Source organism: Geodermatophilus marinus, assembly GCF_003428645.1.
Classification (GTDB): Bacteria; Actinomycetota; Actinomycetes; order Mycobacteriales; family Geodermatophilaceae; genus Geodermatophilus.
The window spans coordinates 300,552-322,009 of sequence record NZ_QVQH01000001.1; the positions used below are offsets into that span (position 1 = coordinate 300,552).

The 21,458-nt window shown below is 72.9% G+C and carries 18 protein-coding genes and 4 tRNA genes; 17 read left to right on the forward strand and 5 right to left on the reverse strand.

What is annotated here, in order from left to right:
- The first annotated feature begins 19 nt into the window (after nucleotides 1–19).
- Nucleotides 20–1,402: a MocR-like pyridoxine biosynthesis transcription factor PdxR gene (pdxR, locus tag D0Z06_RS01475; protein WP_117375597.1), complete on the forward strand. Its 1,383-nt coding sequence runs from the start codon at nucleotides 20–22 to the stop codon at nucleotides 1,400–1,402.
- Nucleotides 1,403–1,518: 116 nt separating this feature from the next.
- Here pdxR and D0Z06_RS01480 read toward each other — a convergent pair whose 3' ends face one another.
- Together D0Z06_RS01480 and D0Z06_RS01485 are read right to left on the reverse strand one after the other, a co-directional pair.
- A complete protein-coding gene (locus D0Z06_RS01480; protein ID WP_117375598.1) occupies nucleotides 1,519–2,625 on the reverse strand; it encodes a 2-oxoacid:ferredoxin oxidoreductase subunit beta in 1,107 nt (368 codons plus the stop codon).
- On the reverse strand, nucleotides 2,622–4,541 hold the full coding sequence (locus D0Z06_RS01485; protein ID WP_199522055.1) for a 2-oxoacid:acceptor oxidoreductase subunit alpha: 1,920 nt from the start codon (nucleotides 4,539–4,541) through the stop codon (nucleotides 2,622–2,624). The genes D0Z06_RS01480 and D0Z06_RS01485 overlap by 4 nt, the downstream gene beginning before the upstream one ends.
- 205 nt (nucleotides 4,542–4,746) lie before the next feature.
- Between D0Z06_RS01485 and htpX the strand changes: the two genes are divergently transcribed.
- Nucleotides 4,747–5,616, forward strand: coding sequence for a zinc metalloprotease HtpX (gene htpX, locus D0Z06_RS01490; protein ID WP_117375599.1), 870 nt, complete (start codon nucleotides 4,747–4,749; stop codon nucleotides 5,614–5,616).
- A gap of 149 nt (nucleotides 5,617–5,765) precedes the next feature.
- On the opposite strand, the gene D0Z06_RS01495 is transcribed toward htpX, so the two are convergent.
- Nucleotides 5,766–6,257, reverse strand: coding sequence for a YajQ family cyclic di-GMP-binding protein (locus tag D0Z06_RS01495; RefSeq protein ID WP_117375600.1), 492 nt, complete (start codon nucleotides 6,255–6,257; stop codon nucleotides 5,766–5,768).
- A 101-nt stretch (nucleotides 6,258–6,358) separates the two neighbouring features.
- Between D0Z06_RS01495 and D0Z06_RS01500 the strand changes: the two genes are divergently transcribed.
- A tRNA-Tyr gene (locus D0Z06_RS01500) sits at nucleotides 6,359–6,440 on the forward strand.
- 69 nt (nucleotides 6,441–6,509) lie between these two features.
- On the opposite strand, the gene D0Z06_RS01505 is transcribed toward D0Z06_RS01500, so the two are convergent.
- A complete protein-coding gene (locus D0Z06_RS01505; protein ID WP_117375601.1) occupies nucleotides 6,510–6,932 on the reverse strand; it encodes a pilus assembly protein TadG-related protein in 423 nt (140 codons plus the stop codon).
- Between the two features lie 604 nt (nucleotides 6,933–7,536).
- Here D0Z06_RS01505 and D0Z06_RS01510 point away from each other — a divergent pair.
- The 6 genes from D0Z06_RS01510 to D0Z06_RS01535 all read left to right on the forward strand — a co-directional run bounded on the left by D0Z06_RS01510 (nucleotide 7,537) and on the right by D0Z06_RS01535 (nucleotide 11,515).
- Entirely contained in the window at nucleotides 7,537–10,077 is a 2,541-nt protein-coding gene (locus tag D0Z06_RS01510; RefSeq protein WP_117375602.1) for a putative bifunctional diguanylate cyclase/phosphodiesterase, read from the forward strand.
- Between the two features lie 67 nt (nucleotides 10,078–10,144).
- Nucleotides 10,145–10,217 (forward strand) — tRNA-Thr (locus D0Z06_RS01515).
- Nucleotides 10,218–10,275: 58 nt separating this feature from the next.
- Nucleotides 10,276–10,349, forward strand: a tRNA-Met gene (locus D0Z06_RS01520).
- A 97-nt stretch (nucleotides 10,350–10,446) separates the two neighbouring features.
- Entirely contained in the window at nucleotides 10,447–10,611 is a 165-nt protein-coding gene (gene rpmG, locus D0Z06_RS01525; RefSeq protein ID WP_117375603.1) for a 50S ribosomal protein L33, read from the forward strand.
- A gap of 32 nt (nucleotides 10,612–10,643) precedes the next feature.
- Entirely contained in the window at nucleotides 10,644–11,090 is a 447-nt protein-coding gene (locus tag D0Z06_RS01530) for an FAS1-like dehydratase domain-containing protein (protein ID WP_117375604.1), read from the forward strand.
- Nucleotides 11,087–11,515 (forward strand): MaoC family dehydratase, encoded by a 429-nt coding sequence (locus D0Z06_RS01535; protein ID WP_117375605.1) that lies wholly within the window; start codon nucleotides 11,087–11,089, stop codon nucleotides 11,513–11,515. The genes D0Z06_RS01530 and D0Z06_RS01535 overlap by 4 nt, the downstream gene beginning before the upstream one ends.
- Before the next feature lie 27 nt (nucleotides 11,516–11,542).
- On the opposite strand, the gene D0Z06_RS01540 is transcribed toward D0Z06_RS01535, so the two are convergent.
- Nucleotides 11,543–12,796 carry a pyridoxal phosphate-dependent aminotransferase gene (locus D0Z06_RS01540; RefSeq protein ID WP_117375606.1) on the reverse strand — a complete coding sequence of 418 codons (1,254 nt, stop codon included), beginning with the start codon at nucleotides 12,794–12,796 and terminating at the stop codon, nucleotides 11,543–11,545.
- A gap of 208 nt (nucleotides 12,797–13,004) precedes the next feature.
- Here D0Z06_RS01540 and D0Z06_RS01545 point away from each other — a divergent pair.
- The 8 genes from D0Z06_RS01545 to rpoB all read left to right on the forward strand — a co-directional run bounded on the left by D0Z06_RS01545 (nucleotide 13,005) and on the right by rpoB (nucleotide 21,454).
- Nucleotides 13,005–13,077: transfer RNA gene (locus D0Z06_RS01545), tRNA-Trp, on the forward strand.
- A gap of 112 nt (nucleotides 13,078–13,189) precedes the next feature.
- Nucleotides 13,190–13,729 (forward strand): preprotein translocase subunit SecE, encoded by a 540-nt coding sequence (secE, locus tag D0Z06_RS01550; protein WP_117375607.1) that lies wholly within the window; start codon nucleotides 13,190–13,192, stop codon nucleotides 13,727–13,729.
- Nucleotides 13,730–13,769: 40 nt separating this feature from the next.
- Nucleotides 13,770–14,654, forward strand: coding sequence for a transcription termination/antitermination protein NusG (gene nusG / locus D0Z06_RS01555; protein ID WP_117375608.1), 885 nt, complete (start codon nucleotides 13,770–13,772; stop codon nucleotides 14,652–14,654).
- Between the two features lie 86 nt (nucleotides 14,655–14,740).
- On the forward strand, nucleotides 14,741–15,172 hold the full coding sequence (gene rplK, locus D0Z06_RS01560) for a 50S ribosomal protein L11 (RefSeq protein WP_117375609.1): 432 nt from the start codon (nucleotides 14,741–14,743) through the stop codon (nucleotides 15,170–15,172).
- Between the two features lie 134 nt (nucleotides 15,173–15,306).
- Entirely contained in the window at nucleotides 15,307–16,026 is a 720-nt protein-coding gene (rplA, locus tag D0Z06_RS01565) for a 50S ribosomal protein L1 (protein WP_117375610.1), read from the forward strand.
- A gap of 330 nt (nucleotides 16,027–16,356) precedes the next feature.
- Nucleotides 16,357–16,935, forward strand: a complete 579-nt coding sequence (gene rplJ / locus D0Z06_RS01570) for a 50S ribosomal protein L10 (RefSeq protein ID WP_117375611.1) — start codon at nucleotides 16,357–16,359, stop codon at nucleotides 16,933–16,935.
- A 17-nt stretch (nucleotides 16,936–16,952) separates the two neighbouring features.
- Nucleotides 16,953–17,351 (forward strand): 50S ribosomal protein L7/L12, encoded by a 399-nt coding sequence (gene rplL / locus D0Z06_RS01575; RefSeq protein WP_117375612.1) that lies wholly within the window; start codon nucleotides 16,953–16,955, stop codon nucleotides 17,349–17,351.
- 593 nt (nucleotides 17,352–17,944) lie between these two features.
- Nucleotides 17,945–21,454 carry a DNA-directed RNA polymerase subunit beta gene (gene rpoB, locus D0Z06_RS01580; RefSeq protein WP_117375613.1) on the forward strand — a complete coding sequence of 1,170 codons (3,510 nt, stop codon included), beginning with the start codon at nucleotides 17,945–17,947 and terminating at the stop codon, nucleotides 21,452–21,454.
- The last annotated feature ends 4 nt before the right edge of the window (nucleotides 21,455–21,458 follow it).

Genomic DNA, 21,458 nt, shown 5'->3' on the forward strand with positions numbered 1-21,458 from the left:
AGGCCACCGGGAGGTCGTCGTGGTCGAGGTGCCGCCGGTCGTGCTCGACCGGGCCTCCCGCACGCCGCTGTCGGTGCAGCTCGCCGACGCGCTGCGCCGGGCGGCCGCGGGCGCGGTGTTGCGCCCCGGCGACCGGCTGCCGTCCACCCGGGCCCTCGCGTCGGCGCTGCGGGTCAGCCGCACCGTCACCGCCGCCGCCTACGACCAGCTGCTCGCCGAGGGGTGGGCCGCCGGGCGGCGCGGCGTCGGGACCTTCGTGGTGGGCTCGCTGGCGACCGCGCCGGCCGCCGTCCGTGCCGGGGCGCCGGTGCCCGCACCCCGGCCGGCCCCGGCCGACCTGCGCGCGGGGTCGCCGTGCCGTGAGGTGCTCGACCGGGCCGCCTGGCGGCGGGCCTGGCGGGCCGCCGGGGACCTGCCCCCGGACGCGGTACCCGAGCCCACCGGTGACCCCGCGTTCCGGGCCGCGGTCGCCGAGCACCTGCTGCGCCACCGCGGGCTGGCCGCCGGACCGGACGACGTGCTGGCCACGGCCGGGACCTCGGCGGCGGTGGCCGAGGTCGCCCGCACCCTGCCCCCGGGCAGCCGGGTGGCCGTGGAGGACCCCGGCTACGGCCGGGTGGTCGCCGCGCTCGCCGACGCCGGGCTGCAGCCGGTGCCCGTCCCGGTGGACGACGACGGGCTGGTCGTCGACGCGGTGCCCGGCGGGGTGGCCGCCGTCTACTGCACCCCGGCGCACCAGTACCCGCTGGGACGCCGCATGGCCGCGACCCGCCGAGCGGCGCTGGTCGCCCGCGCCCGGGCGGAGGGCTGGTGGGTGCTCGAGGACGACTACGACGGCGAGCTGCGCTACGACGTGGCGCCCCTGCCGCTGCTCGGCGCGCTCGCCCCCGATGTCGTGGTGCACCTGGGCACCACGAGCAAGATCCTCAGCCCCACCCTGGGCGTCGGCTGGCTGGTCGCCCCGGCGCCGCTGCGCCGGCAGCTGGTCTCCCGGCGCACGGCCACCGGGACCCGGCCGGCCCGCGCCGGGCAGCGGGTGTTCGCCGCGTTCGCCACCTCCGGCGACCTCGCCCGGCACCTGCGGCGGCTGCGCCGGGAGCTGGCCGGCCGGCGGGCGGAGGTGGTCGCCGCGGTAGCCGCGGCCGGCTGCCGCGCGGAGGGGGACGCCGCCGGGGCGCACGTGCTGGTGCCGCTGCCCGGCCCTGAGGCCGAGGCGGCCGTGCTCGCGGCGGCCGCGGCCCGGGGGGTGGCCCTCGCCGGGCTCGCCCGGCACCGGCCGGCCGGTCCCGGCGCCGGGCCGCGGGCCGGTCTGGTGCTCGGTTTCGCGGCGCCGGACCGGGCGGCGCTCGGAGCGGCCCTCGACGTCCTCACCGCGGTGCTGCGCGAGCTCCCCCGGCCGTGAACCGGCCCCTCCGCGGGGCCCCGCGCCGAGCCCCGACGGCCCCGTCCGGAGACTCACCCCGAGCGTGCGAGGGGTGAGGGGGACGGGGTCCTTCGAGGGGGCAGAGGGGTCCTCTGTCAGCCCTCGACGGTCCAGGTGTCGTTGCCGCTGAGCAGCGTTTCGAGGTCGCCCGCGCCCTGGGTGCGGGCCTCCTCCACCTGGTCGGCCATCATGCGGTCGTAGGTCGGCTTCTGCACCGCGCGGAACACGCCCATGGAGGTGTAGCGGAGGTCCTGGCTGGACAGCCGCGACAGCGCGAAGGCGTACGAGGGGTCCGCGCGGGTGGTGTCGTGCACCACGATGTCCTCCGCCTCGACCTGGCTGGTCTCGGCGATGCGCAGGCCCCCGGCGTCGTCGCGGACCACGCACGAGGCGCCCTCGGGGCCGAACACCAGCGGCTTGCCGTGCTCGAGGGGAATCGACCACTGGACGCCGGTGGTCGGGTCCTTGAGCAGGTCGAAGGCGCCGTCGTTGAAGATGTTGCAGTTCTGGTAGATCTCCACCAGCGCGGTGCCCTGGTGCTCGGCGGCCTGCCGGAGCACGTCGGTGAGGCCCTTGCGGTCGGAGTCCATCGCCCGGCCGACGAAGGTCGCGTCGGCGCCGAGGGCCAGCGAGACCGGGTTGAACGGGTGGTCCAGCGAGCCCATCGGGGTGGACTTGGTGACCTTCCCGACCTCGGAGGTGGGGGAGTACTGGCCCTTGGTGAGCCCGTAGATGCGGTTGTTGAACAGCAGGATCTTCAGGTTCACGTTGCGGCGCAGCGTGTGGATGAGGTGGTTGCCGCCGATGGAGAGCGCGTCGCCGTCCCCGGTGACCACCCACACCGACAGGTCGGGGCGCGAGGCGGCCAGCCCGGTCGCGATCGCCGGCGCGCGGCCGTGGATCGAGTGCATCCCGTAGGTGTTCATGTAGTACGGGAAGCGGGACGAGCAGCCGATGCCCGAGACGATGACCATGTCCTCGCGGGCGATGCCGAGCGAGGGCAGGAAGCTCTGGACGGCGTTGAGGATGACGTAGTCACCGCAGCCGGGGCACCAGCGGACCTCCTGGTCGGTCTTGAGGTCCTTGGCCTTGAGCTGGGTCTGCTTCTCGCCCTGGCTCTCGACGGAGCGGGCGATGGCGTCGGCGACGGGGCCGTGCGGGGGGACCGACGCAGCCGGCATGCCGAGGTCGAAGGTGGTCACTGGGTGCCTCCGGTGGTGGCGTCGATGACGTCCTGGACGACCGCGGCGAGCTCGGCCGCCCGGAAGGGCAGGCCGCGCACCTGGGTGTGGCTCTGGACGTCGACGAGGTACTGGGCGCGGAGCAGCAGCGCGAGCTGCCCCATGTTCATCTCGGGGCAGACGACCCGGTCGTAGCGCCGCAGCACCTCGCCGAGGTCCGCGGGGAACGGGTTGAGGTGCCGCAGGTGGACCTGGGCGACCTTGCGGCCCGAGCGCCGGATCCGCCGGCAGGCGGCGCCGATCGGGCCGTAGGTCGAGCCCCAGCCGATGACGGCGACCTCGGCGTCGCCGTCGGGGTCGTCGACCTCGGTGGGCGGGATGCTCGCGGCGATCCCGTCGACCTTGGCCTGCCGCAGCCGGGTCATCAGGTCGTGGTTGGCCGGGTCGTAGGAGATGTTGCCGGTCCGGTCGGCCTTCTCCAGGCCGCCGATGCGGTGCTGCATGCCGGCGGTGCCCGGGACGGCCCACGGGCGGGCCAGGGTCTCCGGGTCGCGCAGGTAGGGCAGGAACTCGCCGTCCTCGCCGTTGGGCTCGGTGGCGAACTCGACGGTCAGGTCGGGCAGCTGCTCGACGTCGGGGATCTGCCACGGTTCCGCGCCGTTGGCCAGGTACCCGTCGGAGAGCAGGACGACCGGCGTCCGGTAGGTCAGCGCGATCCGTGCCGCCTCCAGCGCCGCGTCGAAGCAGTCGCCGGGGGAGCGGGGGGCGATGACCGGCAGCGGCGCCTCGCCGTTGCGGCCGAACATCGCCTGCAGCAGGTCCGACTGCTCGGTCTTGGTCGGCAGGCCGGTCGAGGGCCCGCCGCGCTGCACGTCGACGACGAGGAGGGGCAGCTCGGTCATGACGGCCAGGCCCATGGCCTCGGACTTCAGCGAGACCCCGGGCCCCGAGGTGGTGGTGACCCCGAGCGCCCCGCCGAACGAGGCGCCGATGGCGGCGGAGATCCCGGCGATCTCGTCCTCGGCCTGGAAGGTCCGCACGCCGAAGGCCTTGTGCCGGGACAGCTCGTGCAGGATGTCCGACGCCGGGGTGATCGGGTACGCGCCGAGGAAGAGCGGCAGGCCCGAGCGCTGCCCCGCCGCCACGAGGCCCAGCGCCAGGGCCTGGTTGCCGGAGATGTTGCGGTACCGGCCCGGCGCCATGGGGGCGGGCTTGATCTCGTACGAGACGGCGAAGGCCTCGGTGGTCTCGCCGTAGTTGTAGCCCGCGCGGAAGGCCGCGATGTTCGCCGCCGCGATCTCCGGCTTGCGGCGGAACTGGCGCTCGAGGAAGCGCACGGTGCCCTCGGTGGGCCGGTGGTACATCCAGCTCAGCAGGCCCAGGGTGAACATGTTCTTGCTCCGCTCGGCCTCCTTCTTGCCGAGGCCGGAGTCGGCGAGCGCCTCGAGCGTCATCGAGGTCAGCGGGACGGCGACGGTCTGCCAGCCGTCCAGCGAGCCGTCCTCGAGCGGGCTGGTCGCGTAGCCGACCTTCGCCAGGTTGCGCGGGGTGAACTCGTCGGAGTCGACGATCAGCAGCCCACCGCCGGGCAGGTCGGCGAGGTTGGCCTTGAGCGCGGCCGGGTTCATCGCCACCAGGACGTCCGGGGCGTCGCCGGGGGTCATGATGTCGTGGTCGGCGAAGTGCAGCTGGAACGAGCTGACACCGGGCAGCGTCCCCGTCGGGGCCCGGATCTCGGCGGGGAAGTTGGGCAGGGTCGAGAGGTCGTTGCCGAAGGACGCCGTCTCGCTGGTGAACCGGTTGCCGGTCAGCTGCATGCCGTCACCGGAGTCGCCGGCCAGCCGGATGACCACCCGGTCCAGCTCCACCACGCTCTTGACGAAGGGCGCCGGGCCGCCCGCCGCGCCGTCGGTGCGGGGCGCGTTGGTCGCAGTCATCAGTCCTCTACCTCCACCGGCCGAGATTACGTGGCGGGGCCGGTCTGGAAAGCCGTGAGCCGCACCACTTCCAGCCCGGCACCTGTTCCGGGCGTTGACCCGGTGCAACCCCGGCTGCGGGCGGCGGCATTCCGTGAGGGACGTCGCAGCCCGGCCGTGGCCGGGGACGGGGAACGGCGCCGTCCGGAGCGCCGTTGGAGGGGTCGTGCAGCGCTGGAACAACGGACTGAAGACCGCGGTGCTCCTCGGTCTCATGGGCGGGTTCATCCTCGCCGCCGGCGCGCTGATCGGCGGGCGGAGCGGCCTGCTGATCGCCCTGGTGATCGCCCTCGCGGTCAACGGCTACGCCTACTTCAACAGCGACAAGCTGGCGCTGCGGGCGATGCGGGCCTTCCCGGTGACCGAGACGCAGGCCCCGGCGCTCTACGCGATGGTGCGGGAGCTGGCCACCGAGGCCCGCCAGCCGATGCCGCGGCTCTACGTCAGCCCCACCGACCAGCCCAACGCGTTCGCCACCGGCCGCAATCCGCGCAACGCCGCGGTCTGCGTCACCCAGGGCATCCTGGAGCTGCTCGACCGGCGGGAGCTGCGCGGCGTGCTCGCGCACGAGCTGTCGCACGTCTACAACCGCGACATCCTCATCAGCTCGGTCGCCGGCGCCATGGCCACGGTGATCACCTACCTGGCGCACCTGGCGATGTTCGCCTCGCTGTTCGGCGGCCGGGCCGAGGACCGCGGCGGCGGCAACGCCCTCGGCAGCCTGCTGCTGGTGTTCCTCGGCCCGCTGGCCGCGGGGCTGGTGCAGATGGCCGTCAGCCGCAGCCGGGAGTACCAGGCCGACGCCTCGGGCGCCCGGCTGTCGCAGGACCCGCTGGCCCTGGCGAGCGCGCTGCGCAAGATCGCGGCCGGGGCGTCGGCCCGCCCGCTGCCGCAGGAGGACCGGCTGGTGACCCAGAGCCACCTGATGATCGCCAACCCGTTCCGCGGGCAGGGGCTGGCCTCGCTGTTCTCCACCCACCCGCCGATGCCCGAGCGGGTGGCCCGGCTGGAGCAGATGGCCCGCGGGATCGGTTGACCGACCCCGGGCACGCCGGGTGGTCGTGCCCGGCGCCGACGCCCGGTACCTCCCGAGGCGGAGCCGGCGGGCGCCGGAGGCCGAGGGCTTCACGCCGTCGAGCGCAGGGTGCCGTCCCTGCTGGTCGAGGGTGCGCGGCCGCCGAGCGGTCAGCGGTAGTTGTCGAACTGCAGGGCGACGTCGAGGTCCTTGCCGCGGAGCAGCTGCTGGACCGCCTGCAGGTCGTCGCGCTTCTTGCCGCTGACCCGGAGCTGGTCACCCTGGATCTGGGCCTGCACGCCCTTCGGGCCCTCGTCCCGGATGATCTTGGCGATCTTCTTCGCGGTGTCGGACTCGATGCCCTGCTTGATCCGCGCGCTGATCTTGTAGGTCTTGCCCGAGGACTGCGGGTCGCCGGCGTCCAGGGACTTCAGCGAGATCTTGCGCTTGACGAGCTTGTCCTTGAAGACGTCGAGGGCGGCGCTGACCCGCTCCTCGGTGTCGGCCTGCAGGGTGACGCCCTCCTCGCCGGCCCAGGCGATGCTGGCGTTGGTGCCGCGGAAGTCGAAGCGCTGCGACAGCTCCTTGGCGGCCTGGTTGAGGGCGTTGTCGATCTCCTGGCGGTCGACCTTGCTCACCACGTCGAAGGACGAGTCGGCCATCGGTCGCGTCTCCTCTGCTCGTCGTCCGGAGCGGCGCGGGCGCGAGGTCCCTCGCGCGGGCCGTGGTCCGGTGTCTTGTACGCTCTCCCGGTACCAACCGAGGCGGGTTGCCCGAGTGGCCAATGGGAGCGGACTGTAAATCCGTCGGCTTAGCCTACGAAGGTTCGAATCCTTCACCCGCCACACCCGGTACCCGACGGCCCCCGACCCCCGGTCGGGGGCCGTCGGCGTTCCGCCGTCCCCCCTCGGCCCTCAGGCCGCCGGCGCGCGAGCGCCGGCCACGGCGGTGCGCTCGAGCGGCCGGTCGCCGAGGAAGAGCCAGCCGAAGGCGATCTCCACCGACCGCGTGCAGCGCACGGTGACCTCGGCCCCGTCGGTCTCGGTGGACCAGGAGTCCAGGACGACGCCGGCGTCGGCGAGCTGGTCGGCCACCGCCGCCCGGGTGCTCGCGGCGGTCAGCGGGAGCGCCGTCCCCACGCCCGAGGCGTAGACCACCGCCTCGTCGGTCGCGTTGGCCGCGGCCAGCGCCGCGCCGTCGCAGTCGGACTGCAGCGCCAGCTGTTCCAGGAAGGCGTCGGAGGCGGCGATCGCCCCGAACGCCATCAGCGCGGCGACCAGCCAGCACACGAGCACGAGCGGCAGCGCCGACCCGCGCTCGGCCTCGTCGTTGCGCACGGCGGGGAGGGTAGGTGGTGGCCGGCCCGTCCACGAGCCGCGGAGCACCCCGAGCCTGCTCGTGAACCCGATCGGGCGACGGCGGCTCGGTCGGGGGGAGACCCTGAGGACGTGATCGAGGGGTTCGTGGCGCACGACGGCCCCCGATCACCCACCCAGGTGACGCAGCGCCTATCTGTTGTGACCGAAGGTCACAGAATCACGATTCGTCACCCGATCGTGATTCTCGGTGCTTGCCTCGGAAGGGTGACGGGCAGCAAGGTCTCGGGCGCGGTCCGTACCGAACGACGCTCTGCCCCCGCGCCTGGGTGACTGCCGCAGTCAGAAGCAGTCCTTCATGCCTGAGGAGGCGTCATGACCAGCACTGCCCTCACCGCCCGTGGCCACAAGTGGAGCCGGGGCCACAAGTGGAGCCGCGGCCACAAGTGGAGCCGCCAGTCCGCCTGATCTCCACCACACGCGCAGGCAGCCCCCGTCGGGACGACCGGGGCGCGGCACTACTCCTCCCCACGACGAGGGAGGAGTAGTGCCGGACGCAGGGGAACGGCCGGTCGCGCTGTTAGCCTCGGCGCGCCCTCTCCCCCGGTTGGAAACACAGGTGCCCGTGGCCGAGCCCGATACCCCGGTGCAGCACCGGCCGCTGACCGCGCTGGGCCCGTCCACCATCGGGTGGTTGAGCGTCTTCATCGCGGCCCCCTTTGCCGTGTGGCTCCTCTCGGCGCGCCCGGAACCCGAGTCGCCCTTCGTCGTCCTGGCAGTGCTCGGGGCCTTCGCGGTGGCGGAGTCGGCCAACCTCCACGTCGAGTTCCGCCGGCAGAGCGTCTCGATCTCCGCGTCCGAGTTGGCCTTCGTGATCGCCCTGGTCGAGGTGGGCCCCTTCTGGGCCACCGTGATGCGGGCTCTCGCGGTCGCCGGGGTCTGCCTGGTGCAGCGGTTCAGCCTCGCCAAGGTGATCGCCAACACGGCCGTCGCGGTGGTGGAGGTGGCCGTCGCGGTCGCCGTGCTGAGCGTCTCGCCGGTCGGTGCGGTCACCGCTCCTGCGACGTGGGTCTCCTACCTCGCCGCAGTCACCCTGGCCACCTTCGTCGGAGGTGGGCTCATCAGGCTCGCGATCATCGCGACGCAGGGCTACCCGGGACGCGCGCTGTGGACGAGCCTGCTGGTCACGACCTTCACCGTGACGCCGATGGCGGTACTGGTGGGTCTGGCCGTCCTGCTGCTCCTGCACACGACCGTCTGGTCCCTCCTGATCATGGCCCCGCTGCTGGCCGGCCTGGTCATGCTCTACCGGCGGTTCGCCGCTGTCTCCCGCGAGGGTCAGGACCTGGAGAAGGTCTACGACTTCGCCCGCCAGGTCGAGCAGATCGGCCCCGACGAGGACGGGCCCCGGCTGCTCGTCGAGGCGATCCGCGAGCTGCTCAACGCCGAGCGGGTGGCGCTGTGGTTGCCGCCGTACCTCGACGAGGGCCCGCAGCTGGTCGTCGCCTCGGACGACGGCGATGTCTGGTACGACGGCCCCGGGGACCCCGACGACCTGCTCCGCCGGCGGGCCACCGACGGGACCGCCGACGGCCCGCTGCTGGTGTCGACATCGCGGGCCACCGAGGCCGAGGTGGCCGCCCTGGCCCGGCGCGGCGTCCAGGACCTGCTGGCCGCCCCGGTCATCACCGCCGCCGGCGAGCCCGGCTACCTCGAGGTCTGCGACCGGCGCAGCGACATCGTGACCTTCGCCGAAGGCGACCGGGCGGCCCTGGACTCCATGCTCACCCACGTCAACGCGGCCATCCGCCAGCAGCAGCTGCTCGCCCAGATCCGCTACGACGCCGACCACGACCGGCTGACCGGCCTGCCCAACCGGCAGCGGCTGGCTGCCGACATCGACGTGCTCCTGGCCGAGGACCCCGTCGCCGGACGGGCCGGCCTGGTCTTCGCGGTGCTCGACAACTACACCGAGGTCACCGACACCCTCGGGCACGCCGCCAGCGACGAGCTGCTCCTGGTCACCGCCGGGCTGCTGCGCGAGCACGCCCCGCCCGCGGCCCTGGTGGCCCGCATGGAGGGCGCCCAGTTCGCCGTCCTGCTGCCGGGGGTGTCCCTGGCCGCGACCGAGCGGGCGGCCCGCCGACTCCGGGAGGCCACCTCCACCCGGGTGCTCGTCGCGGGGCTGGAGCTCGAGGTGACGCTGACCATCGGCGTCGCCGCCGCTCCCGTCCACGGCACCGACGCCGGCACCCTCATGCAGCGCGCGGACGTCGCCCTGCTCGCCGCCTCCGACTCCGGCGGCGTGGCGAGCTACCACCCCGTGCTCGACCAGCAGAGCCTCCGCCGTCTCCAGCTCGGCACCGAGATCGAGCAGGCCATGGCCGACGGGCAGATCAGCGTCGTCTTCCAGCCGATCATCGACGCCCGGACCTCCGACATCGTGTCGGTGGAGACCCTGGTGCGCTGGGCGCACCCCCGCTACGGGGCGGTCTCGCCGGACGACTTCATCCACCTCGCCGAGCAGATCGGCCGCATCGGCGCGCTGACCGACCACGTGCTCGACCTCGCGCTGGCCCGCTGCCGGCGCTGGCTGGACCAGGACATCGCGCTGTCGGTCGCGGTCAACCTCTCCGCCCACTGCCTGGCCGAGCCCGACCTCGTCGAGCGGGTGCGGCGCGCGCTGCGCCGGCACGGGGTGCCGGGGGAGCTGCTCACCCTGGAGCTGACCGAGGGCAGCGTCGTCGACGACTCGGTCCGCAACAGCACCGTGCTCGCCGACCTGCACGCCCTGGGTCTGCGGCTGTCGATGGACGACTTCGGCACCGGCTACTCGTCGCTGTCCCAGCTGCGGCAGCTGCCCATCGACGAGGTCAAGATCGACAAGTCGTTCGTGCTGAGCATGTCCACCAGCCAGGGGGAGTCCTTCATCGCCCGCTCGATCATCGAGCTGGCCCACAACCTCGGCCTGCGCGTGGTCGCCGAGGGCGTCGAGGACGAGCTCACCCGCAACGCCCTGGCCGACATGGGCTGCGACAAGCTCCAGGGCTTCCTCATCAGCCGCCCGCTGCCCGACGACAAGCTGGAGAGCTGGCTGCTGGCGCGCACCGGGGTGCGCTCGGCCGTGCCCGGGACGCCGCACCGGCGGCTGTTCGTCCGGGCCTGACCCCGGCGAGAACCCCCGCGACACCCCCCGCTCGAGGTCGGGTACAGTTCTCCTCGGCCTCGCGCCCGCCCCTTTAGCTCAGTCGGCAGAGCGTCTCCATGGTAAGGAGAAGGTCTACGGTTCGATTCCGTAAAGGGGCTCTGGAACAACACCGCGGCCGCGCGGTCCGGTCGTCCGACCGGGCCGCAGGCCGCCCCCGGCGGTGTAGCTCAGCCAGGCAGAGCAAGCGGCTCATAATCGCTGTGTCACCGGTTCAAATCCGGTCACCGCTACCCCGACGGACCCCGCCAGCCGGGGTCCGTCCGCGTGTGGGCGCCCGCCCGCGCGCCGGGCCGGCCGGCCCGTCCTGACAAGGCGAGGAGCGCTCCCGTGGCAGCCACCGACATCCGTCCGAAGATCACCCTGGCCTGCCAGGAGTGCAAGAACCGGAACTACATCACCCGCAAGAACCGGCGCAACGACCCCGACCGGCTCGAGCTGAAGAAGTACTGCCCGGTCGACCGCAAGCACACGGTCCACCGCGAGACGCGCTGAGCGGCGGCGCGCACGGACGGGAGGGCGGGAGCATGGCACTCGACACGGGACTGGTCGGGCGCAGCTACCCGCCCTCTGCCGTCTACGAGGTCGGCCGCGAGAAGATCGCCGAGTTCGCCGCCGCCGTCGGCGCGACCGACGCGGTGCACACCGACGCCGCGGCCGCCCGGGCGGCCGGCCACCCCGACGTCGTGGCCCCGCCCACGTTCGCCATCGTGGTGACCCTCGCCGCGGCCGGTGCGGTCGTCCGCGACCCCGACGTCGACCTCGACTACAGCCGGGTCGTGCACGGGGAGCAGCGCTTCACCCACCACCGGCCCATCCGCGCCGGTGACCGGCTGGTCGCCACCCCTGTGGTGGAGGCGGTCCGCAGCGTCGGCGGCAACGACCTGCTCACCACCCGCGTGGACGTCGCCACCGAGGGCGGCGAGCCGGTCTGCTCGGCGACGTCGATGCTCGTCGTCCGGGGGGATGCATGAGCGCCACCGTGCGCGCGGCCGAGGTCGAGGTCGGCACCGAGCTCCCCGAGCAGGTCTACCCGGTCACCCGGGCCGACCTCGTGCGCTACGCCGGGGCCTCCGGCGACCTCAACCCCATCCACTGGAGCGACCGGGTGGCCACGGCGGTCGGGCTGCCCGGGGTCATCGCCCACGGCATGCTGACGATGGCGCTCGCCGCCCGGGCGGTCACCACCTGGGCCGCTGACCCCGCCGCCCTCGTCGAGTACCAGGTCCGCTTCGGCCGCCCCGTGGTCGTCCCCGACGACGACGAGGGGACGGCGGTCGCCGTCCGCGGGCGGGTCGCCGCGCTGGGCGAGGACGGCCGGGCCCGAGTGGACCTCACCGTCACCTGCGGCGGGGAGAAGGTGCTCTCCCTGGCCCGCGCCACCGTCCAGCTGGCCTGACCCGTCCCGGCCCCCGACCGGGCGCGGTCAGCCGGCCCGGGCGAGCAGGCGCTGCATCCGCGACACGCCCTCCACGAGGTCGTCGTCCCCGAGCGCGTAGGACATCCGCAGGTAGCCGGGGGTCCCGAACGCCTCCCCGGGGACGACGGCCACCTCGGCCTCCTCCAGGACCAGCTCGGCCAGCTCCGCGCTGGTCGTGGCGGTGCGCCCGCCGATCGACCGGCCGAGCAGGGCCTTGACCGACGGGTAGACGTAGAACGCCCCGCGGGGCTCGGGGCAGGCCACCCCGGGGATCTCCCGCAGCATCGACACGATGGTCCGGCGACGCCGGTCGAAGGCGGTGCGCATCGTGTCCACGGCCGAGAGGTCACCGGTGAGCGCGGCCACCGCGGCCGCCTGGGAGACGTTGGCCACGTTGGAGGTGGCGTGCGACTGCAGGTTGGTCGCCGCCTTCACCACGTCGGCCGGCCCGAGCAGCCAGCCGACCCGCCAGCCGGTCATCGCGTAGGTCTTGGCCACACCGTTGACGACGACGCAGCGGTCGGCCAGCTCGGGCACCAGGACCGGCATCGAGGGGGCCGTGGCGCCGTCGTAGGTGAGGTGCTCGTAGATCTCGTCGGTGAGCACCCACAGGCCGTGGTCGGCCGCCCAGCGGCCGATCTCCTCGACCACCTCCGGCGGGTACACCGCCCCCGTCGGGTTGGAGGGGGAGCAGAACAGCAGCACCTTCGTGCGCGGGGTGCGGGCGGCCTCGAGCTGGGCGACCGACACCAGGTAGCCGCTCTGCTCGTCGGCCACCACCGGCACCGGCACACCCCCGGCCAGGGAGATCGCCTCGGGGTAGGTCGTCCAGTAGGGCGCCGGCAGGAGCACCTCGTCGCCCGGGTCGAGCATCGTGGCGAAGGCCTCGTAGACCGCCTGCTTGCCGCCGTTGGTGACCAGGACGTTGGCCGGGGTCAGCTGCAGCCCCGAGTCCCGGGCGGTCTTGGCGACGATCGCCTCCTTGAGCGCCGGCAGCCCCCCGGCGGGGGTGTACCGGTGCATCGCCGGCTGCCGGCAGGCGGCGACCGCGGCCTCGACGACGTACTCGGGCGTCGGGAAGTCCGGCTCCCCCGCACCGAAGCCGATCACCGGGCGGCCCGCGGCCTTGAGCGCCTTGGCCTTGGCGTCCACGGCCAGCGTGGCCGACTCGGCGATCGCGGCGATGCGGCGGGAGACGCGCCGCTCGGCCGGGGGCGCGGCGGTCGTGGTGGCGGCGGGCTCCGAGGAGGAGGCGGTCATGGGGTCATCGTGTCAAAGCCGGGCGCGTCCGGCGCCCGGCGTCCGTCCTGCCCCGCGCCCGACGGGAGCGCGTTGGCTGCCGGCCCCCGCGGTCCCGTACACTGCTTGTCCTGGGGCAGGTCGACCCCGCCACCGGCGTGCCCCGGATCCCCTCGGGGTGGGGCGCTGTCCGGAGCGGGTCGGACGGTCCCAGGCCCGGCCAGGGCACAGGGGTGTAGCTCAATTGGCAGAGCAGCGGTCTCCAAAACCGCAGGCTGCAGGTTCAAGTCCTGTCACCCCTGCCCGTGCCGCCGGCCCGCTGCCGGCGACCAGCACGACCGCACGAGACCACGACAGCACCAGGCCGACCGGGGCCGCCCCCGGCCGGCACCACCACGAGGCGAGCGAGGCGCAGTGAGCGACGACAAGCCGGGACGCGAGGACGACGCCCGCACCGCCGCCGACGCCGAGCTCACCGACGAGCAGATCGACCGGGAGACCCCGGGCGTCGACGACGCCGGCGCGCTCGAGGCCGCCGAGGACGACGTCGCCGCGGACGCCGAGGCGGACGAGGAGAAGGTGGTCGCCGGGCGCACCGGCGGCCGGCGTGGTGGCCGCATCACCGCCGGGGACGAGGACGACGAGTCCGCGCCGCCCGCGGGGCGCCGGGCCGCCCGGGAGCGCTCCACCCGGCCGGCGGGGCGGGCGCCGTCCGGCGGCACCCGGTCCCGGGCGGCCGCCGAGCGGGCGCGCGCCGACGAGGTCCGCCAGCGCCGGAGCCTGCGCCGGTTCCTCCGCGAGGTCGTCGCCGAGCTGCGCAAGGTCATCTGGCCGGGGCGCCGGGAGCTGATCACCTACACGACCGTGGTGATCATCTTCGTCGCCTTCGTGGTCGCCCTCGTGGCCGGCCTCGACCTGCTCTTCGCCCAGGGCGTGCTCGCCGTCTTCGGCTGAGCCCCCCCGCACGCCCGTCACCGACCGAGGAAGAGACACCGTGACCGACCCCCGCGAGCCCTTCGACACCGACAGCGCCGTCGAGGCCACCGACCTCGACGACGCCCGCTTCGACCTCCGCGGCTCCGCCGACGTGGAGACCGGCGTCGGCGAGGCCGGGGCCGCCGAGGGCTCCACGGAGACCGCCGACCAGGACGCCGACACCGGGGTCGCCGACGTCGCCCCCGAGGTGGAGGCCGGCGACCCGGACAGCCTGGCCACCGACCCGCTGGCCGCGCCGGCCCCCGCCTCCGACCTGCCGGAGCCGGCCGAGGACGAGGACCCGGTCGAGGAGCTGCGCAAGGCCCTGCGGATCGCGCCCGGCGACTGGTACGTCGTCCACTCCTACGCGGGCTACGAGAACAAGGTGAAGACCAACCTCGAGTCCCGCATCCAGTCCCTGGACATGGAGGACTACATCTTCCAGATCGAGGTGCCCACCGAGGAGGTCACCGAGATCAAGAACGGCAAGCGGACGCAGGTCAACCGGAAGGTCTTCCCCGGCTACCTGCTGGTGCGCATGGAGCTCAACGACGAGTCGTGGGGCGCGGTGCGCAACACACCGGGCGTCACCGGCTTCGTGGGCGCCACCTCCCGGCCCTCCCCGCTGACCCTCGACGAGGTCGTGAAGATCCTCGCGCCGACCGTCACCCCGCAGGTGACCAAGGCGGCAGAGACCACCACGGCGGCCGCCGCCGCGCCGACCACCGCCGTGGTCGACTTCGAGGTCGGCGAGTCGGTGACCGTGATGGACGGGCCCTTCGCGACCCTGCCGGCCACCATCAACGAGATCAACGCCGAGCAGCAGAAGCTCCAGGTGCTGGTCTCCATCTTCGGCCGGGAGACGCCGGTCGAGCTGTCGTTCAACCAGGTGCAGAAGCTGTAGAAGGGCCTCGGTGCCCCCAGTCCTCGCTCCGCTCGGCCCGGGGCCCTGCACCGAGGCCGTTCCACCACCCCATCGAGAAGGAAGTCATGCCCCCCAGGAAGCGGTTGACCGCGGTCATCAAGCTCCAGATCAACGCCGGTGCGGCCACCCCCGCCCCGCCCGTGGGTCCGGCGCTCGGCCAGCACGGCGTCAACATCATGGAGTTCTGCAAGGCCTACAACGCCGCCACGGAGTCGCAGCGCGGCAACGTGATCCCGGTCGAGATCTCGGTCTTCGAGGACCGCTCGTTCACCTTCGTCACCAAGACCCCGCCGGCGGCCCGCATGCTGCTCAAGGCGGCCGGGGTGGAGAAGGGGTCCGGCGAGCCGCACAAGACCAAGGTCGCCACCGTGACCCGCGACCAGGTCCGCGAGATCGCGCAGACCAAGATGGCCGACCTCAACGCCAACTCGCTCGAGCAGGCCGAGAAGATCATCGAGGGCACCGCCCGCTCGATGGGCATCACCGTCACCCAGTAGGAGAGGACCCCGCTGCCCCCCGGGTCTCGCACGCCCGGCCCGGGACCCCGCAGCGGGGCCGTTCGTGGGAGGGCCTCTCGCCAGGCCCGGTCACCACAGGACTCCCGGCCCGGCGCCGGGGGAGAGGAACCACCATGGCGAAGCACGGCAAGAAGTTCCGCGAGGCGGCCGCCAAGGTCGACCGCGAGAACCTGTACACCCCGCTGCAGGCCGCCGGCCTGGCCAAGCAGACGTCGCCGACCAGCTACGACGCCACCGTCGAGGTCGCGATGCGCCTGGGCGTCGACCCGCGCAAGGCCGACCAGATGGTCCGCGGCACGGTCAACCTGCCGCACGGCACCGGCAAGACCGCCCGCGTCATCGTCTTCGCGACCGGTGACAAGGCCGCCGAGGCCGAGGCCGCCGGTGCCGACGTCGTGGGCTCCGACGACCTCATCGAGCGCATCCAGGGCGGCTTCCTGGACTTCGACGCAGCGATCGCGACGCCGGACCAGATGGCCAAGGTCGGCCGGATCGCCCGCATCCTCGGTCCCCGCGGCCTGATGCCGAACCCGAAGACCGGCACCGTGACCCCCGACGTCACCAAGGCGGTCAACGACATCAAGGGCGGGAAGATCAACTTCCGCGTCGACAAGCAGGCCAACCTGCACCTGGTGATCGGCAAGACCTCGTTCGACGAGACCCGGCTCGTGGAGAACTACGCCGCCGCCCTCGACGAGGTCCTGCGCGCCAAGCCGGCCGCGGCCAAGGGGCGGTACCTGAAGAAGGTCACCATCTCCACGACGATGGGCCCGGGCATCCCGGTCGACCCGAACCGCACCCGCAACCTGACGGTGGACGAGCCGACCTCCTGAGCTCCGCTCCTCCCACGGCGATCATGGCGCCGTGACCGCTCGGTCCCCGGGGCCGTGGTCACGGCGCCATGATCGTCTTCGGGGTCGTGCGCGGCGTGTATGCTGGCTGCCGTTCCCCCCAAGACCGCTGGTCGCCGCACGTCCGCGTGCGGTCGAAGGCCCCGCTCCGGCGGGCGGCCCGCGCAGGAGGACGGTCCGATCGGCGGCGCCCACCCGCGCCCGCCCCTCGCCCCGTGCGCCCTGCGCCGGGGCGTTCGTCGTCTGCAGGCCCTCCCGACCGCCCGCCCCGCGCACCGGCCGGCGGTCCGCCCGACAGACGAGAGGAGGCCCATGCCCACGCAGGCGAAGGCCGCGGTGATCGACGAGATCACCGAGCGGTTCCAGTCGTCCAGCGCGGCGGTGCTCACCGAGTACCGCGGGCTGACCGTGGCGCAGCTGACCCAGCTGCGCCGTTCCCTCGGTGAGGGCAGCAGCTACGCCGTCGTCAAGAACACCCTGACGAAGCGTGCCGCGGAGCAGGTGGGCTTCGCCGACCTCGCGCCGCTGCTCAACGGCCCGACCGCGATCGCCTTCATCGAGGGCGACCCGGTCGACGCGGCCAAGGCGCTCCGTGACTTCGCGCGCGCCAACCCGCTGCTCGTCGTCAAGGGCGGCGTGGTCGAGGGCCGCACGGTCGACGCCGCCGAGGTCACCCGCCTCGCCGACGTCGAGAGCCGTGACGTGCTCCTGGCCAAGCTCGCCGGCGCCATGAAGGGCAACCTCACCAAGGCCGCGGGTCTGTTCCAGGCCCCGGTCGCGCAGGTCGCCCGCCTCGCCGCCGCCCTGCAGGAGAAGAAGTCCGCGGACGCTCCTGCCGCTGCTGCCGACACCACCCCCGACACCGACGCCGCCCCCGCCGCGGCCGACTGACCCCAGAAGGAGAGATCATGGCCAAGCTGTCCAACGACGAGCTGCTCGACGCGTTCAAGGAGATGACCCTCCTCGAGCTGTCGGACTTCGTGAAGCTGTTCGAGGAGACCTTCGACGTCACCGCGGCCGCCCCGGTCGCCGTCGCCGCGGCCCCGGCCGCCGGTGGTGCCGGTGGCGACGGTGGCGCCGCCGCCGCCGAGGAGCAGGACGAGTTCGACGTCATCCTCGAGAACGCCGGTGACAAGAAGATCCAGGTCATCAAGGAGGTGCGCGGCCTGACCTCGCTCGGCCTCAAGGAGGCCAAGGACCTGGTCGACGGCGCGCCGAAGCCGGTCCTGGAGAAGGTCGCCAAGGACGCCGCGGAGAAGGCCAAGGCCGCCCTCGAGGGCGCCGGCGCCACCGTCACCGTCAAGTGAGGGACCCCGCTGCCCTCGGGCCGCCTGCAGGGTCCCACCACGAGCGTGCGAGTGGTGGGGGGCAGGGGGTCCTCCGGGAGCGGGGCCTCAGGGGCGGCACCTGAGCCGTTCCAGGAGCGGCACGCAGGTCGTTCCAGGTGCGGCCGGGCCGCTCCAGCACGTCACCTCGCGGCGCTCCGCCGCACGCAGGGGCCGTCTCCCGATCGGGAGACGGCCCCTGTCGCGTCTCCACAACCGCGGCGTGGCGGTCCCGCCGACGCGGCCCGGCTGGCATCATGGGTCCGCGCCGCGCGGCGGCGTGCCGAACCGGCCCCGCCGGCCGGCTGCCCTCCCGGGTGCGGTCCCCTCGTGCGGACCCCCGGCGTGGACAGCCCGCTGAGAACGGGGTAGGGTTCCCTGTTGCGCTGCCCCCTGACTGCATGCCCGCCGAGACGGGTCACCTGGGGTGCCCGGGGGACCGCTCCCGGACGCCCCGCGGAGACCGCCCGGACGGGCAGTTCAGCAGACCGGTCGGCAGTGCCGCCACTACCGACGACGACCCAGGACGACCCCGCACCCGCCCGCACGTCGTGAGGTCCTTGGAAGGACGCATCTTGGCAGGCTCTCGCCCCACCAGCATCTCCGCCAGCACCACCGAGTCCGGCACCACCCAGCACACCCCGCAGGCCCCCCAGACCGGCCCCCGCACCGGTGAGGCCGATCAGCAGAAGATCCCGGGCGCCCCCCTCCGCGTCTCGTTCGCCAAGATCTCGGAGCCCCTCGAGGTCCCCGACCTGCTGGCGCTGCAGACCGCTTCCTTCGACTGGCTCATCGGCAGCCCCGAGTGGCGGGCCACGCTCTCGCCCGAGGAGCAGGCCGACGCCGTCGGCGGCCTCGCCGAGATCCTCGAGGAGATCTCCCCGATCGAGGACTTCAGCGGCTCGATGTCGCTGTCCTTCTCCAACCCGCGCTTCGAGGACGTCAAGGCGTCCCTCGAGGAGTGCAAGGACAAGGACATGACCTACGCGGCGCCGCTGTTCGTCACCGCCGAGTTCATGAACAACACCACCGGCGAGATCAAGAGCCAGACGGTGTTCATGGGCGACTTCCCGATCATGACGAACAAGGGCACGTTCGTCATCAACGGCACCGAGCGGGTCGTCGTCTCGCAGCTGGTCCGCAGCCCCGGCGTCTACTTCGACAAGACCCTGGACAAGACGTCGGACAAGGACGTCTTCAGCGCGAAGGTCATCCCCAGCCGTGGTGCGTGGCTGGAGTTCGACGTCGACAAGCGGGACACCGTCGGCGTCCGGATCGACCGCAAGCGGCGGCAGCCGGTCACCGTGCTGCTCAAGGCACTGGGTTGGACCGAGGACCGGATCCGCGAGCACTTCCAGTGGTCGCCGACCGTCCTCGCCACCCTGGAGAAGGACCACATCGCCGGGCAGGACGAGGCCCTGCTCGACATCTACCGCAAGCTGCGCCCGGGCGAGCCGCCGACGCGGGAGAGCGCCCAGGCGCTGCTGGAGAACCTCTTCTTCAACCCCAAGCGCTACGACCTGGCGAAGGTCGGCCGCTACAAGGTGAACAAGAAGCTGGGCCTCGACGTCGGCCAGCAGACGCTGACCCTCACCGAGGACGACATCGTCGCCACCATCGAGTACGTCGTCCGGCTGCACGCCGGCGAGCCCGACCACGGCGTCGACGACATCGACCACTTCGGCAACCGGCGGCTGCGCACCGTCGGCGAGCTCATCCAGAACCAGATCCGGGTCGGCCTCTCCCGCATGGAGCGCGTCGTCCGCGAGCGGATGACGACCCAGGACGTCGAGGCGATCACGCCGCAGACCCTGATCAACATCCGGCCGGTCGTCGCCTCCATCAAGGAGTTCTTCGGCACCAGCCAGCTGTCCCAGTTCATGGACCAGACCAACCCGCTCGCGGGCCTGACCCACAAGCGCCGCCTCTCGGCGCTGGGCCCCGGTGGTCTGTCCCGCGAGCGGGCCGGCATGGAGGTCCGCGACGTGCACCCGAGCCACTACGGCCGGATGTGCCCGATCGAGACGCCCGAGGGCCCGAACATCGGCCTGATCGGCTCGCTGTCGGCCTACGGGCGGGTGAACGCCTTCGGCTTCATCGAGACCCCGTACCGCCGGGTCGAGAACGGCGTGGTCACCGACCGGATCGAGTACCTGACCGCCGACGAGGAGGACCGCTTCGTCGTGGCCCAGGCGAACTCGCCCCTGGACGCCCAGGGCCGCTTCGCCGAGGACCGCGTGCTGGTCCGCACCAAGGGCGGTGAGGTCGACTACCTCGCGCCGGAGAACGTCGACTACATGGACGTCTCCCCGCGGCAGATGACCTCGGTCGCCACGGCGATGATCCCGTTCCTCGAGCACGACGACGCCAACCGCGCGCTGATGGGCGCCAACATGCAGCGCCAGGCCGTGCCGCTGCTGCGCAGCGAGGCCCCGCTGGTCGGGACCGGCATGGAGCTGCGCGCCGCGGTCGACGCCGGCGACGTCGTGGTGGCCGAGAAGGCCGGCGTGGTCGAGGACTCCACCGCCGACTACGTCACGGTCATGGCCGACGACGGCACCCGGCAGACCTACCGGCTGCTGAAGTTCCGCCGCTCGAACCAGGGCACCTCGATCAACCAGACCCCGGTCGTGGACGAGGGGCAGCGGGTCGAGGTCGGCCAGGTCATCGCCGACGGGCCGTGCACCGACCAGGGCGAGATGGCGCTGGGCAAGAACCTGCTCGTCGCCTTCATGCCGTGGGAGGGCCACAACTACGAGGACGCGATCATCCTGTCGCAGCGCCTCGTGCAGGACGACGTCCTGTCCTCGATCCACATCGAGGAGTTCGAGGTCGACGCCCGCGACACCAAGCTCGGTGCCGAGGAGATCACCCGGGACATCCCGAACGTCTCCGAGGAGGTCCTCGCCGACCTCGACGAGCGCGGCATCATCCGCATCGGTGCCGAGGTCGTGCCGGGCGACATCCTGGTCGGGAAGGTCACGCCGAAGGGCGAGACCGAGCTGACCCCGGAGGAGCGGCTGCTGCGCGCGATCTTCGGCGAGAAGGCCCGCGAGGTCCGCGACACGTCGCTGAAGGTCAAGCACGGTGAGTCCGGCAAGGTCATCGGCGTCCGCGTCTTCTCCCGCGAGGACGGCGACGAGCTGCCCGCCGGCGTCAACGAGCTGATCCGGGTCTACGTCGCCCAGATGCGCAAGATCTCCGACGGCGACAAGCTCGCCGGCCGCCACGGCAACAAGGGCGTCATCGCGAAGATCCTGCCGCAGGAGGACATGCCGTTCCTCGAGGACGGCACCCCGGTCGACATCGTGCTCAACCCGCTCGGCGTGCCGGGCCGGATGAACGTCGGCCAGGTCCTCGAGACCCACCTCGGGTGGGTGGCCAAGCAGGGCTGGGACGTCGAGGGCGACCCGGAGTGGGCGCGCAACCTGCCCGAGGCGGCCCGCTCCGCGGCCCCCGGCACCCGGGCGGCGACGCCGGTGTTCGACGGCGCCAAGGAGGACGAGATCATCGGCCTCCTCGGCTCGACGACCCCCAACCGCGACGGCCAGCGGATGGTGGAGCCGACCGGCAAGGCCCGGCTCTTCGACGGCCGCTCCGGCGAGCCGTTCCCCGAGCCGATCTCGGTGGGCTACGTCTACATCCTCAAGCTGCTGCACCTGGTCGACGACAAGATCCACGCCCGGTCGACCGGCCCCTACTCGATGATCACGCAGCAGCCGCTGGGTGGTAAGGCGCAGTTCGGGGGCCAGCGGTTCGGCGAGATGGAGTGCTGGGCCATGCAGGCCTACGGCGCGGCCTACGCGCTGCAGGAGCTGCTGACCATCAAGTCCGACGACATCCTCGGCCGCGTGAAGGTGTACGAGGCCATCGTCAAGGGCGAGAACATCCCCGAGCCGGGCATCCCGGAGTCGTTCAAGGTGTTGCTCAAGGAGCTGCAGTCGCTCTGCCTCAACGTGGAGGTGCTCTCCGGCGACGGGCAGGCGATCGAGCTGCGCGACACCGACGACGAGGTCTTCCGGGCCGCGGAGGAGCTGGGCATCGACCTGTCCCGCCGCGAGCCGTCGTCCGTCGAGGACGTGTGATCGG